Raw genomic sequence first — 12,487 nt, forward strand, 5'->3', positions numbered from 1 at the left:
CGTCGAGAAATGGTGTGGCCCGGTCCTTTTCGGACCGGGCCACACCATCGTGCTACCGCCGCAACCTATCCCGTGAAGGGATTGCGGCGCTTGGTCAGATTCCGGTACAGCGTGCCCTGGATCGTCTCCCGGACCTGATCGGTGATCTCGAACATGGTCATCGGGTCGTCGGCGGCCTCGGGCTCGTAGCCGCTGGTCGAGATCGGCTCACCGAACTCGATGTGCCACTTGGACGGCAGCGGGATCGCGCCCAGCGGGCCCAGGTGCGGGAAGGTCGGCGTCACCGGGAAGTACGGGAGACCGAGCAGCCGGGCCAGCGGCTTGAGATCGGCCAGCTTGGGATAGATCTCCTCGGAGCCGACGATCGAGCACGGAATGATCGGCACGCCGGTGCGCACCGCCGCCGACACGAAGCCGCCGCGACCGAACCGCTGCAGCTTGTAGCGATCACCGAACGGCTTGCCGATGCCCTTGTACCCCTCGGGGAACACCCCGGCGACCTCGCCCGCGCGCAGCAGCCGCTCGGCGTCGGCGGAGCAGGCCAGCGTATGGCCCGCCTTGCGCGCCAAGCCGCCGACCAGCGGCGTCTCGAAGATCAGGTCCGCGGCCAGCAGGCGCAGCGCCCGCTGTTCGGCGTGCCGGTCGTGGATCGCCAACTGCAGCATCAGCCCGTCGATCGGCACGGTGCCCGCGTGATTGGCGACCACCAGCGCGCCGCCCACCGCCGGAATGTTCTCGATGCCGCTGGTCTCGACCCGGAACCACAGATCGGAGATCGGGCGCAGGATCGGCAGGATCACCGACTCCAGCAGGTGCTCGTCCAGGCCGAACTCGTCGACCTGATAGTCGCCGGTCAGGCGGCGGCGCGCGAAGTCCGCGGTGCGGCCGACGCCCTCGGCCACCGCGCCGCGCAGCAGCTCGCCCAGCGACTTCGGCTGCCGCGATTCGACTTCGGCGAGCCGATCGGTCAGCGAGGTCACCGGCTTCAGCGCCGGTTCGCCGGGCCAGACGCGCGACGGCCGATGCCGCGCCTCGATATCCACGTCGTGAAGACGGATCACCTTCGCTACGTCACTCATTGGTGCGCTCCCGTCCCGGCCCCGATCAGGCCGAGAAGTTTGTTCTCTGCGGCATCGATCCAGCGGGGATCGATCACGGGCCGCAACGCTGCGCCCCCTATGAAGTCGTCGAATGCCTGCACCGTGGTCCAGCGGGGTGCGAAGCCGAGCTCGGTGCGCATCCTGGTGGTGTCCAGGCCGCAGCCGAAATGGAAATAGTCGATCTGTTCGGCGGTGAACTCACGCATAACCGGTCCCATCAGGGTACGGCCAACAGTACGGAAAAGGCTGTACGGAACCGGCATTTCGATGCGACCCGCGCGCCGGATCGCCTGCGACAACGCCATCGCGCCGTCACCCGCCACATTGAAAGTGCCGCCCGGCGCGCCCAGCGCGGCATGGGTGAGCGCGGCGATCGCGTCTTCCTCGTGCAGCAGTTGCATTCTCGGATCGCGGCCCAGGATGGTGGGCGTCACCGGCGAATGAAAATACTGCACACCGCGATCGGCCAACCGTGGGCCGACAATCGGCGGAAAACGCAGAATGGCGGTCGAAATATCGGGACGGCGCCGGGCCAGCCCGCGCACGAAACTCTCCACCTCGACCATATCGCGGGCGAACCAGCCCCGCGGCGGCGTGCGCGCACTCATTTCCTCGGTGAATTTCACCGGATCCTTCGCACTGCAGCCGTATACCGCCGAGGACGAACGCACCACCACGCGCCGCACGCCGGCCGCTTTGCGGCACACCGCGAACAACTGCATGGCCCCCATGACGTTCATATCCTTCATCGCGGGCCTGCCGCCACCGGCCGGTGGCCGGGACAACGCCGCGGGATGTACGACGGTATCGACAGCATTGCCGTCGATCACCTTGCGTATCAAAGGATTACGAATATCGGCGCGAACGAATTCGGCGCGCCCCATGCGCCGCAACAGTTCCCGGCTCGGCTGTTTGGCATCGACCGCGATCACGCGCTCGATACTCGGATCGGCCGCCAGCCGCGCGACCACATTGCCGCCGAAGAACCGGCTGGCGCCGGTCACCATCACGATCTTCGGCGCCGAACCGTCCCTGGTGCCGCCCACCGCACCGGATCCCATTGTCGAGCCCCCATTTCCTGTTTTCCCGCGTCCCCAGGGTAACCGCCGGACCTGGGCTCCCCGAAGGGTATTAACCAGGATCTAACGATGAGTTCTGTCACCCGTGATAAACGGAAAGCCCGCCACCGACGGTGACGGGCTTCCAGCTACGACGCAGCGCTTACTTGCCGAGTTTCCTGCGCTGCACGCGCGTACGACGAAGCAGCTTGCGGTGCTTCTTCTTCGACATGCGCTTACGGCGCTTCTTGATCACAGAACCCATAGGGTTGTTCCTCGCGTTCTCTCGGGTCACCCCCACCTTCGCGGGGAGCACACTTTCAACCCTGCACAGTCCTACCCGTAACGGACCGACATGGGCCCGACGGCACCACCGGCACGTACAGGATGCCGGTCCATGCTACCGGGCCACTCTCCGGCGAACGAAACGGGTAGGCACAGTGCCGCCACCGGGCCCGAAGTGCCGGGCTCGGCGCGCCGACCGTACTGTGCGCGACCGCGCGGAGGGGATGGGACGACGATTCCGGCGGTACCCGGCACACGGCCGGGACCACCCGAAATCGATCGTCACCGCTGGAGTTCGGCCGGGGTGCTCACCCCGCGTCGAAGTAGGACGTCTCCAGGTAATCGTGCACCGCTTTCGCGTGCACCCGGAAGGATCGACCCACCCGCACCGCGGGCAGCTCTCCCGAATGCACCAGCCGGTACACCGTCATCTTGGATACCCGCATCAGATTCGCCACCTCGGCGACGGTGAGGAACTGGGTTCCTCCGCCGAGGACATTCGCGGCACTGATCGGTGTGTTTGCGGACCTCGCTTGACTGTTTCCAGACATCATTGCGCCACTGACCTCCGGCACGTCCGCGCCGCCGGCTTCCCCACCGGCGGAACAGACACGCACGTGCTCCTTGAAGCTTAGCGGGACCAGTGGTGTTGCTGCGACGGGTGTGAGAAATCAGCCTTTGCTGTGGCGAGTCGGGGCCCGGCAGCAAACGAGCTACTGGCCAGTCAGGCTAGTCGGAACTGGCGCCCTGTTCGGCGGAACGACGCTTCGCGGCATGCAGCGCCTCATGAAACGCCGACCGCACCCCGCCGCGCTCGAGTTCCCGCAGCGCCGCCGCGGTGGTCCCCGCGGGCGAGGTGACGGCCGCGCGCAACTCCACCGCACTCTGCCCCGACTCCTCGAGCAGCGCCGCCGAACCGAGCATGGTCTGCACCACCAGCTGGGTGGCCACATCGCGGGTCAGGCCGAGCCCGACCGAGGCGTCGATCATGGCCTCCACGACCAGGAAGAAGTAGGCCGGGCCCGAGCCCGACACCGCGGTGACCGCGTCCATCTGCGCCTCGGCGACGGTCACCACCTTGCCGACGGACTCCAGCATCTCCGAGACCAGCGCCAGCTGTTCCTTGCGCGCGTACCGGCCCGGCGCGATGGCGCTCATGCCCTGCCCGACCAGCATCGGGGTGTTCGGCATGACCCGCACCACCGGGAAACCGGCGGGCAGCTTGTTCTCGAAACGCAGGGTCGGCACCCCGGCCGCGAGGGACACCACGACCGCCTCGCGCTCGGACTCGCCCAGCTCGGCCTTGGCCAGCTCGGTCAGCACACCGTCCACGTCCTGCGGCTTCACCGCGATCACGATGAGATCCGCGCCGATCACCGCGTCACCGACCGAATCGGTAACCCGCGTCCCGAACCGCTGCGCCAGCAACTCCGCCCGCGGCTTCACCGGTTCGACAACCACCAGATCCTTGCTCGCCCGTCCGGATTCGAGCAGACCGGCGACCAACGCCTCGCCGATCCGGCCGCCGCCGATCACCGCAATCCTCGTCATGATTCCCAGGCTAGTGCCTCGCGGACATCGACCCGAAGCCGGATCGGCGAGAACCCGCACCCGCGCACCCGGCGCACGCACATGTTCGCGCCACCGCGACAGACCCCCGAAACAGGGGCGTTGCATCATGATGAGCTTCACGAATCATGTTGCGAAATCATCGATTTCGCGATCCTCGACGGGTGCAGCAACCATCAGCTCGGCTCATATCGCCGCACGGTGCGGCGACGCGAGGGCGAGGATCGAGAAAAGCTCACAATCACCCGGTTCGACCTGGAAGCCGCCGCTCCGGCCGTCGTCGACGGGGACGACGTGCCCGAGATGCGGCCGCCTGCGCCGACCGGTTCGTTCTAGCGAGACTGGGGGATCAAGGCCAGCTGACGGCTCTGGGCGACGATCGCGCCCGTCGAGTCGATGACCAGCTGGTCCTCGTCGAACATGCGGCCGCCGACCTCGCGGGCGTGGGCGATGACGCGGAGCCAGCCGGGGGCCGGGCGGCGGCGCAGGTACGTGGTCATCTGAACCGTTGGGGCCCAGCCGAAGTGGCCGAGGTTCATCGGAACCGGGGGGCTCATGTCGGCGGCCATCATGGCGAAGAAGGCGGCTACGTCGGGCAGCTGCTCGTCACCCTCGCGGGGGCGAATCCACAGGCGCAGACGGGGTTCGGCGGTTTCGCCGGCCAGGAACCGGGCCCACTTCGTGTCGATGGCGACCGAAGAGCCCTGTGCCACATGGACGATCTTGCCCATCGGGCTGTCGCCGTCGTAGCCCATCGCACCGGCGTCGGGCTCGGCGGGCATGTCGCCCGCGTGGTCGGCGGTGAAGGCGGGCGCGGCGTCGTCGTCCAGGTGGCTGAAGGTGAACGCGGTGTGGACCAGGGTGCGGCCGTTCTGGATCAGGCTCGCGTCGATCAGGCAGATCTGCCGGCCGATCTTGCGGGTGCGGACCTCGTACTCGACCTCGCCCGGATCGGGCGCGCCGAGGAAGTCGGTGCTGGCGGAGATGGGGAACATCGCGGCCTGCTCGGGCGCGGTGCGGCGCAGCCACGCGGTCGCGGCAGCCGCGCTGCCCGCGACCATGGTGCCGCCGTGCAGCTTCTTGCCGATGGTCCAGATGTCCTCGATGACCCCGGCGTAGCGGCCGATGCCCGGATCGTCCGACGCCAGCTCGGTCACCGCGCAGACGCGGCTGAAGGGCGCGGTCCGGTCGGTGAGGGCCTGTTCGAGGTCGACGGTCAACTCCGTTGTCATCCGCTGCTTCCTTCCGCTGATCGGTTTGTACAGCGTACAAGCGCCGGGTACACCAATCGGTATTCCCGTGGCGGGAATCACTGGCGGGGCAGGACCGGCCGGGCGCTCGCGCGCGGGCCGAGCGCGACAACACGACCACCCGGCCCGCAACTCCCCCGCGCGGCCGATTCCCGGGCCCTCAGTGGCGGCTGGCGCCCGTCGGCTCGGGTTCCGGGGCCGGAGTGGGGGTGACGCCGTTCAGGTGCTTGCGCGCGAACGTGAGCGCCCGATTGAGCATCGCCGCCCGATCCATCGTCGTGCGGGCCATCTGGGTGTTGACCTCGATCACGGCCTGGCCGCCGAAACCGCCCGCGGTCAGCATCGCGCACAGCTCGGCCACCGGCTGGGTGCCCTCACCCGGAATCAGATGCTCGTCGGTGGCCGCGCCGCGCCCGTCCGCCAGGTGCAGGTGCGCCAGGCCGGCGCCCATGCGGCGCGCGAGCGCCAGCGGATCGACCCCGGCGGTCGCGGTGTGCGAGGTGTCCAGTGTGTAGTGCCGGTACCCGGTGTCGGTCGGATCGTAGGACGGGCTGAAGGTGGTCAGCGACGGCCCCGGACCGCCGCGGCGCTCGAGTCTGCGCACCGAGCTGCCCCGGAACAGCGTGTCCGCGCGCATGGGGAACATGTTCTCCACCGCCACCGCGATCGGACTCTCGTTCTCCAGCTCGGCCACCTGCTGCGCGAAGCCCTCGGCGTAGCGGCGCTGCCAGCGGAACGGCGGATGCACCACCACCGTCGCCGCGCCGAGCGCCTCGGCCGTGTGCACGCTGCGCCGCAGCTTCGCCACCGGGTCCGACCCCCAGACCCGTTGCGAGATAAGCAGACACGGTGCGTGCACGGCCAGCACCGGCACGTCGTACTTGTGCATGAACGACTGCACGGTCGAGATGCTCTGGCTGGCCGGTTCCGCCCACACCATGAGTTCGACTCCGTCGTAACCCAATTCGGCCGCGTAGCGGAAAGCGGCCTCGGTGTTCTCCGGATACACCGACGCGGTGGAAAGCCCGATCCGGACTTCCCCCCGCACCGCTCGGTCTTCGATGTTCGCCCCCTGCACGATATTCCCCACTGCTGCTCCCTGCTCAGTTCGTACTGAGTAGAAAGGCTAGCGGTCCCAGCGTCACGAAGACGCCTACGACGACCGCAATCACAGTGCTGAAAATATCGTCGGTCCGGCGCAGCACCCGCACGAGTGCGACCAAACCGAGGATGACGATCATCGACAGGGCCAGGGCAACCCACGGGAGCATTTCCCACAGGCGCTCGAAACCCTTGAACAGCAACATGCCCGCGACCGCCGCGCCCGTGCTCTGGCCCGCCAGCACCAGCCACTGCCTGCGATGCTCCTCGTCCTCGGACAGGTCGGCCCGCGCCCGCGACGGCGCCGGACGCGCGCGCCGCGCGGCGCGGGCGGCGACCGCCGACAGCCGCCCGACCACCGAGGTGCCGGGCTCGTCGTCGTAGTCGTCGTCCTCGTCGTCGTCGAGCGGCTCGTAGACGTCGGTCAGATGCTCGTCGAGATCGCGCTCCCGGACCGCCGCGCCGCCGCGCCGCCGCCCGCCCGGACCGCGACGCTTGCCGCCGCGGCGCGAATCATGTTCGGCGCGTTGCTCATCGCGTTCGAGCCGATCGCGGAGCATCTCACCGGCAACCGTCTCGCCGGACATGAGCATCTGGTCCTGGTCCGCGGCGGACCAGCTCGGCTGCGGCTCGGCCCGGTCCCGCGGGCCGTCGGCCCGGTTGCGCGGCAGCAGCTCGGTGCGATCGTGTCCGGCGGCCTCGGGCGGGGCCCCGGCTCCGGGACGTCTTCGCGCCGACCAGGACGGCAGCCCGGATCGCTCCTCGTGCTCGACGCGGGCATTGTGCTCGGCGCGACCGTCACGCAGCTGCTCGTCGTGGCGCCGCCCGCCGGGCAGCCGCTGGATGTCCGGCGGGCGCGGGGGTTCGGGCTCCCGGTCGGCGTCCTGCTGCCAGGGCGGCACCTCGGCCTGCCGCTCACCCTGCCACGGTTGTTCCGCCTGGCCCGGCCAGGGCTGTTCGGCTTGCCCCGGCCACGGTTGCTCGGCTTGCCCCGGCCACGGCTGCTCGGATTGCCACTGCCGCGGCGGTTCCGGCTGTCGCGGCGGTTCGGGCCGGTGCTGCGGTTCGGGCTGCCAATGCGGCTCGGCCGGGCGCTCGGGGGCGTTCTGGCGCTGCGCCTCCGCGTGCCTGCGCGCCGAGCGCGACATCGGCGGGGCGGAGATGGGCGGGGCCGGAGCGGCGGCCTGCGGCGGTTCGGCGCCGCGGCTCGGCGGGCTCGATAGCGGGTCCGGCGACCAGGCGGCGGCGTCCCAGCTGCGCGCGGCGCCGTCGGCCCGGCTGAGCGAGCCGTTCAGGCCGCCCATCGCACTGTCCGCGCGGGACGGGTCGTGCCCCCGGAAGGGCTGCACGTCCTCGGTGTTCTCGTCGTCGGGATCGAAGCGCCGGCGGCGGCCGCCGCTCTCGGCGGGTGCGGGCGGGACGCTGCCGTCCAGTTGGTTCAGCGGCACCTCGGCCGACAGCGGATCGGGCTTGCGCCTGCGGCCGCTGCGCGGCGCCTCCGCGGCGGGCCCGGGTAGGGGCGGCGGGGACGCGTTCGGGGCGAGCGGATCGTAGAACGAGATCGGTCCCGACAGCGGGGAGTACTCCGGGGCCGGATCGGGTACCGAGTAGGAGGAGTAGTCCGCCTGCGGTGCTGCCGAATACGACGAACCGCCCCCGAAATCACCGGAACTTCCGGCGTAGTTCGGGTAATCCGCATTGTTTGTGTTCGAATAGTCCGAATAATTCGAAAAGTTTGAATAGTCCGATTCGCCCGAATCAGCCGGGGGTGCGGGCTCGGCCGCGCCCTGTTCCAGCGCGTCGTCCGGCGCGGCGTGCGAAGAGGATCCGTTGCGCACCGTCGGTATATCGCCGGTCAGATCGGCGACCGATAGGCCGCGCCCACTCCTACGCCTGCGCCCGCCGCCCGCGGCGGGCGGCGCACCCTGTCCGTTTCGCGCCAAAAGTTCGGCAACGGACAGTTGACTAATATCCTCGGTCATCGAGACACCGTTTCGATCGTGCCCGGCTGGCCGCCGTTGGGACCACCAGTTATCGGCTCATTATCCAGGTCGGTATCAAGTTTTCGCAGGATCAAACCTTCCCGCAGTGCCCAAGGGCAAATTTCTAGCGTATCCAATGACAATGCCCGCATACTCGCCTCCGCGACCAGCGCGCCGGCCACCAATTGCTGTGACCGATCGGAACTTACGCCTTCCAATTCTGCCCGGTCCGCGGCTGTCATTCTCGATATGAACGCAATCAGCTGCCGCAGGCTGGAACTCGTGAGGGTACGCCGCACCCGCGGCCCCGCCGAGGACGGGGCCGAACCGGTCAAACGAGCCAGCGAGCGGAACGTCTTGGACGTGCCCACCGCCAGATCCGGGCGGCCCGCCTCGAGCAGCTGCTTGGACGGCACGACCAGTTCCGCGTCGAGCCAATCCCGCAGCACCGCCACCCGCCGCTTGCCCGGCGGGTCGTGATGCAGCCAGTCGCGGGTGAGCCGCCCCGCGCCCAGCTGCAGCGACAGCGCCGTGTCGGGCACCTCGTCCGCGCCGTTGCTCAGCTCGAGCGACCCGCCGCCGATGTCGAGGTTCAGGATCCGCCCCGCGCTCCAGCCGTACCAGCGGCGCACCGCGAGGAACGTGTGCCGGGCCTCGTCGGCTCCGCTGAGCACCTCGAGTTTGACCCCGGTCTCGGCGCGCACCCGCGCCAGCACCTCGTCGGAGTTGGTCGCCTCGCGCACCGCCGAGGTCGCGAAGGCCATCAGCTCCACGCAACCGGAAGTCTTTGCGATACTGGCGAATTCGGCGACCGTGGCGATCAGCCGCGCCGATCCGCCGGGCGTGATCCGACCCTGGTCGTCCATACTCTCCGACAGGCGCAGGGTCGCCTTCGTAGAGCTCATAGGCATCGGGTGGCCACCGCGATGCGCGTCCACCACGAGCAGGTGGACGGTATTGCTTCCCACATCCAGTACACCGAGCCGCACATGAACACGGTACTGGGTGCGTCACGGCTTCAGGCCAGGCGACTGAGCTGTTAGCGTTCCGCGGTGTGACGGCAGGTGCATCCGCGAGTGGCCCGACCGGGCTGCGACCAGCGGCGAAGATCGACCCGGCTCCCGAAGTAGAGCTCGACTTCCCGCGCGAGTGGATCGAGTTCGTCGACCCAGCAAATGACGAGCATTTGATCGCGGCGGACATGACCTGGCTGTTGTCGCGCTGGACGTGCGTTTTCGGCACTCCGGCATGCCAGGGCATCATCGCCGGGCGCGAGGACGACGGGTGCTGTTCGCACGGCGCCTTCCTCTCCGACGAGGAGGACGGCAAGAAGCTGCACCGGGCTGTGAAAATGCTCACACCCGACGATTGGCAGCTCATGGGCGAGGCGGTCGACGACAAGGGCCGCGTCCGCAAGAAGCTCTATCTCGAAGAAGACGATCTCGACGACGAACCCGCGTTGCGCACCCGGCGTTTCGACGGCGCGTGCATCTTCCTGAACCGCGCGGGCTTCGACAAGGGCCTGGGCTGCGCGCTGCACACCATGGCCCTGCGCGAGGGCCTGGAGCCGCTCACGGTGAAGCCCGAGGTGTGCTGGCAGCTGCCGATCCGGCGCACCCAGGACTGGGTGGAACGGCCCGACGGGGTGGAGATCCTCAAGACCGTCATCGGCGAATACGACCGGCGCGGCTGGGGTTCGGGCGGGCTCGACCTGAACTGGTACTGCACCGGGTCGCCGGACGCGCACGTGGGCACCCGGCCGGTCTGGGAGGCGTACGCGCCGGAATTGATCGAACTGCTCGGGCAGGTCGCCTACGACGAACTCGCAGCACACTGCCGGCGACGCCAGGGATTGGGCATCGTCGCGGTGCATCCGGCGACGGCTATCGCCGAGCAGAAGGCCGCCGACGAGCGCGCCGCGGCCAAACAGGAAGCGGCGCATTCCAAGAAGTCGGCCGCCGCCGCGGCCAAGATTCCCGGGGTCAAGAAGGCCGCGGGCGCCAAGCGCGGTTGACGACCGGCCGGTAACTTTCTGAAAGTACGTATTTTCACTTCACTGCTCACCTACTGTGCGAGCGACCCCTCCCCCTCACGGGGTCGCAGTACAGGAGAGATACATGAGCAACACCTCAGCCTTCCGGCGTCCGCTCGGTCTGGGCCTGGCCGGGCTGGCCGTGGCCACCGGCGTCACCGTCGTGCTGGCGAACCCCTCGGCCCCCGAGGCCACCGCCGCCGTGGACAACATCACCATCTCCGGCTCGGATCACAAGGTCGGCCAGACCTACACCCTGCACGCCGACCTCAGCGGCGCGTCCTTCGGCCTGCTGGTCTACTGGAAGGCCAACGGCCAGGCCATCACCAGCCCCGCCGCGCAGGTGCCCTGGCCCGCGTACAACACCAGCGCCGACTGGACCCCGCGCACGGCCGGTGCGCACACCATCACCCTCACCCAGGGCAGCAGCACCAAGTCGCTCGTGGTGAACGTGACCGACGGCTGGGTGCCGACCACCACGCCGCCGACCACCACGGTTCCGCCGACGACCACCGAACCGCCGGTCACCACCACCCCGCCGGTCACGACCGAGCCGCCCGTCACCACCACCCCGCCCGTCACCACGGAACCGCCGGTCACCACGACCCCGCCCGTCACGACCGAGCCCCCGGTGACGACGACCCCGCCGCCGGTCACCACCACGCCGCCGACGACCACCGAACCGCCGGTGACCACCACCCCGCCGACCACCACGAAGCCCGCCGGCAGCGGCAGCTCCGATCTGCTGCCGTTCTGATTCCGGTTCCGGCCGGTCACCCGGTGGCCCGATAGCTCCTGGTTCATCGGCAGCAAGCTCGCGGGCAGTGCGGGATTGCCGAGGATGTACGCCCGTCCGGGTTCGTCTTCGAGCGCCGAGCGGTAGGAGAAGTGGTGGATATGACGAGAAACCCCTGGTGAAGTCATATCCACCACAACCAAGCGGACGCTTGTTTGATAGATTTCGCGAAACGTCCACATTTCACACGGCACGTCCCTTAGGGTGCACAGGCCCGCACACCCCCGCGGGCAGCAACATCCCAGGAGACGACACATGCGCATCACACCCTCGAGGACCGCGCGCCGGGCGGGTGCGGGATTCACCGGTCTCGCCGCCCTCGCCGCGGCGGCCGTGCTCTCGGCCCCGCAGGCCGTGGCCGCGGTCGACAGCGTGACCGTCGACGGCTCGGACTTCCGCGTCGGCACCGAGTACACGATCTCGGCCACGCACAGCGGCGCCGCGGCCGGACTGCTCGTGTACTTCAGCGACAACGGCGAGTTCATCGGCAGTCCGAAGGTGCCCTGGCCGGTCGGGCAGTCCAGCATCGCCTGGACGCCCTCGACCGCGGGCAAGCACATCATCACCGTCGAACAGGGCGGGCACACCCGCTCGACCGTCGTCGAGGTGAAGGACGCGCCGCTGGGATCGGGCAGCTCCACCTCCGGCAGCGGCTTCGGGCCCGCCGGACCGCTCGGCAGCGGCTCCAGCGGCACCACAGGCAACAAGTAGCCGCCGACCGGCATCACCGAGAACAGGACCAACCCATGAGCATTCTTTCCCGCCGCCTCGGCGCGGGCGTGGCGAGCGTCGCTGCCGCCGCGTCCATCGCGGTCTTCGCCGCGCCCAACGCCGCCGCCACGGTGGACAGCATCACCATCTCGGGCTCCAACCACGAGATCAACAAGCAGTACACGCTCAGCGCCGAACTCAGCGGGGCCGGCATCGGCCTGCTGGTCTACTGGAGCGTCGACGGCGAGGACCTCAGCGGGCCCAAGGTGCCGATGCCGATCGGCAAGTCCAGCTACCCCTGGACACCGACCAAGGCCGGCAAGCACCTGATCACCTGCTCGCAGGGCGGCAGCACCAAGACCATCGAGGTCACCGTCATCGACCCGTCGAACCCCGGACCCGGCAACCCGGGCGAACCGGGCACTCCCGGCGGCGAGAACGGCGGCACCGGCAGCGCGGGCGGCCTCGGCGGACTGCTCGGCAGCCTCACCGGCAGCGCGGGCAAGTAACCCCTCCCCGTCCCGGATCCGAGCCCGCCGCGCCGATCGCGGCGGGCTCGGCGCGTTCGCGGACGCGATCGAGACCGTCGCGACAACGCGGCTC

General features: G+C 69.2%; 13 protein-coding genes and 1 pseudogene. 5 read left to right on the top strand and 9 right to left on the bottom strand.

The genetic code is table 11. From position 1 onward, the window contains the following. Positions 1-65: 65 nt before the first annotated feature. The 5 genes from ACWDOP_RS10030 to proC form a co-directional block, all read right to left on the bottom strand. Entirely contained in the window at positions 66-1,079 is a 1,014-nt protein-coding gene (locus ACWDOP_RS10030) for a lysophospholipid acyltransferase family protein (RefSeq protein WP_454201550.1), read from the bottom strand. Next, a complete protein-coding gene (locus tag ACWDOP_RS10035) occupies positions 1,076-2,161 on the bottom strand; it encodes an NAD-dependent epimerase/dehydratase family protein (protein WP_454201549.1) in 1,086 nt (361 codons plus the stop codon). Before ACWDOP_RS10035 ends, ACWDOP_RS10030 begins: the two co-directional genes overlap by 4 nt. A gap of 160 nt (positions 2,162-2,321) precedes the next feature. Beyond that, a complete protein-coding gene (locus ACWDOP_RS10040) occupies positions 2,322-2,423 on the bottom strand; it encodes a 30S ribosomal protein bS22 (RefSeq protein ID WP_003402602.1) in 102 nt (33 codons plus the stop codon). 328 nt (positions 2,424-2,751) lie between these two features. After that, the gene (locus ACWDOP_RS10045; RefSeq protein ID WP_454201830.1) at positions 2,752-2,997 is read right to left on the bottom strand and encodes a helix-turn-helix domain-containing protein; all 246 of its coding nucleotides are present in this window, start codon (positions 2,995-2,997) and stop codon (positions 2,752-2,754) included. Positions 2,998-3,172: 175 nt separating this feature from the next. Next, positions 3,173-3,994, bottom strand: a complete 822-nt coding sequence (gene proC / locus ACWDOP_RS10050; protein ID WP_454201548.1) for a pyrroline-5-carboxylate reductase — start codon at positions 3,992-3,994, stop codon at positions 3,173-3,175. A gap of 81 nt (positions 3,995-4,075) precedes the next feature. Here proC and ACWDOP_RS10055 point away from each other — a divergent pair, with 81 nt between their 5' ends. Next, a complete protein-coding gene (locus tag ACWDOP_RS10055) occupies positions 4,076-4,348 on the top strand; it encodes a hypothetical protein (RefSeq protein WP_456344758.1) in 273 nt (90 codons plus the stop codon). Here ACWDOP_RS10055 and ACWDOP_RS10060 read toward each other — a convergent pair. The 4 genes and pseudogenes from ACWDOP_RS10060 to ACWDOP_RS10075 form a co-directional block, all read right to left on the bottom strand. Beyond that, positions 4,345-5,244 carry a thioesterase family protein gene (locus tag ACWDOP_RS10060; protein ID WP_456344759.1) on the bottom strand — a complete coding sequence of 300 codons (900 nt, stop codon included), beginning with the start codon at positions 5,242-5,244 and terminating at the stop codon, positions 4,345-4,347. The genes ACWDOP_RS10055 and ACWDOP_RS10060 overlap by 4 nt on opposite strands. Before the next feature lie 178 nt (positions 5,245-5,422). After that, complete coding sequence (locus tag ACWDOP_RS10065; RefSeq protein WP_454201829.1) at positions 5,423-6,292, bottom strand: sugar phosphate isomerase/epimerase family protein; 870 nt, start codon at positions 6,290-6,292, stop codon at positions 5,423-5,425. Between the two features lie 73 nt (positions 6,293-6,365). Beyond that, positions 6,366-6,620, bottom strand: a pseudogene (locus tag ACWDOP_RS10070) (hypothetical protein); the annotation flags it as partial. A gap of 1,721 nt (positions 6,621-8,341) precedes the next feature. Then, entirely contained in the window at positions 8,342-9,334 is a 993-nt protein-coding gene (locus ACWDOP_RS10075; protein WP_454201544.1) for a Ppx/GppA phosphatase family protein, read from the bottom strand. 65 nt (positions 9,335-9,399) lie between these two features. On the opposite strand from ACWDOP_RS10075, the gene ACWDOP_RS10080 reads away from it, so the two are divergent. The 4 genes from ACWDOP_RS10080 to ACWDOP_RS10095 all read left to right on the top strand — a co-directional run bounded on the left by ACWDOP_RS10080 (position 9,400) and on the right by ACWDOP_RS10095 (position 12,393). After that, on the top strand, positions 9,400-10,359 hold the full coding sequence (locus ACWDOP_RS10080) for a hypothetical protein (RefSeq protein ID WP_454201543.1): 960 nt from the start codon (positions 9,400-9,402) through the stop codon (positions 10,357-10,359). A gap of 103 nt (positions 10,360-10,462) precedes the next feature. Beyond that, positions 10,463-11,134, top strand: coding sequence for a hypothetical protein (locus ACWDOP_RS10085; RefSeq protein WP_456344760.1), 672 nt, complete (start codon positions 10,463-10,465; stop codon positions 11,132-11,134). Positions 11,135-11,428: 294 nt separating this feature from the next. Continuing rightward, positions 11,429-11,884 (top strand): hypothetical protein, encoded by a 456-nt coding sequence (locus tag ACWDOP_RS10090; RefSeq protein ID WP_456344761.1) that lies wholly within the window; start codon positions 11,429-11,431, stop codon positions 11,882-11,884. A gap of 35 nt (positions 11,885-11,919) precedes the next feature. Further along, positions 11,920-12,393: a hypothetical protein gene (locus tag ACWDOP_RS10095; RefSeq protein WP_454201540.1), complete on the top strand. Its 474-nt coding sequence runs from the start codon at positions 11,920-11,922 to the stop codon at positions 12,391-12,393. Positions 12,394-12,487: the final 94 nt, after the last annotated feature.

The organism is Nocardia sp. NPDC003693 (genome assembly GCF_053981095.1).

What these genes read in the sequence shown, in the direction of transcription:
- ACWDOP_RS10095 (WP_454201540.1), top strand. Translation starts at nt 11,920, where the DNA reads ATGAGCATTCTTTCCCGCCGCCTCGGCGCGGGCGTGGCGAGCGTCGCT.
- ACWDOP_RS10085 (WP_456344760.1), top strand. Translation starts at nt 10,463, where the DNA reads ATGAGCAACACCTCAGCCTTCCGGCGTCCGCTCGGTCTGGGCCTGGCC.
- proC (WP_454201548.1), bottom strand. Translation starts at nt 3,994, where the DNA reads ATGACGAGGATTGCGGTGATCGGCGGCGGCCGGATCGGCGAGGCGTTG.
- ACWDOP_RS10030 (WP_454201550.1), bottom strand. Translation starts at nt 1,079, where the DNA reads ATGAGTGACGTAGCGAAGGTGATCCGTCTTCACGACGTGGATATCGAG.
- ACWDOP_RS10035 (WP_454201549.1), bottom strand. Translation starts at nt 2,161, where the DNA reads ATGGGATCCGGTGCGGTGGGCGGCACCAGGGACGGTTCGGCGCCGAAG.
- ACWDOP_RS10055 (WP_456344758.1), top strand. Translation starts at nt 4,076, where the DNA reads ATGTTCGCGCCACCGCGACAGACCCCCGAAACAGGGGCGTTGCATCAT.
- ACWDOP_RS10045 (WP_454201830.1), bottom strand. Translation starts at nt 2,997, where the DNA reads ATGATGTCTGGAAACAGTCAAGCGAGGTCCGCAAACACACCGATCAGT.
- ACWDOP_RS10060 (WP_456344759.1), bottom strand. Translation starts at nt 5,244, where the DNA reads ATGACAACGGAGTTGACCGTCGACCTCGAACAGGCCCTCACCGACCGG.
- ACWDOP_RS10040 (WP_003402602.1), bottom strand. Translation starts at nt 2,423, where the DNA reads ATGGGTTCTGTGATCAAGAAGCGCCGTAAGCGCATGTCGAAGAAGAAG.
- ACWDOP_RS10090 (WP_456344761.1), top strand. Translation starts at nt 11,429, where the DNA reads ATGCGCATCACACCCTCGAGGACCGCGCGCCGGGCGGGTGCGGGATTC.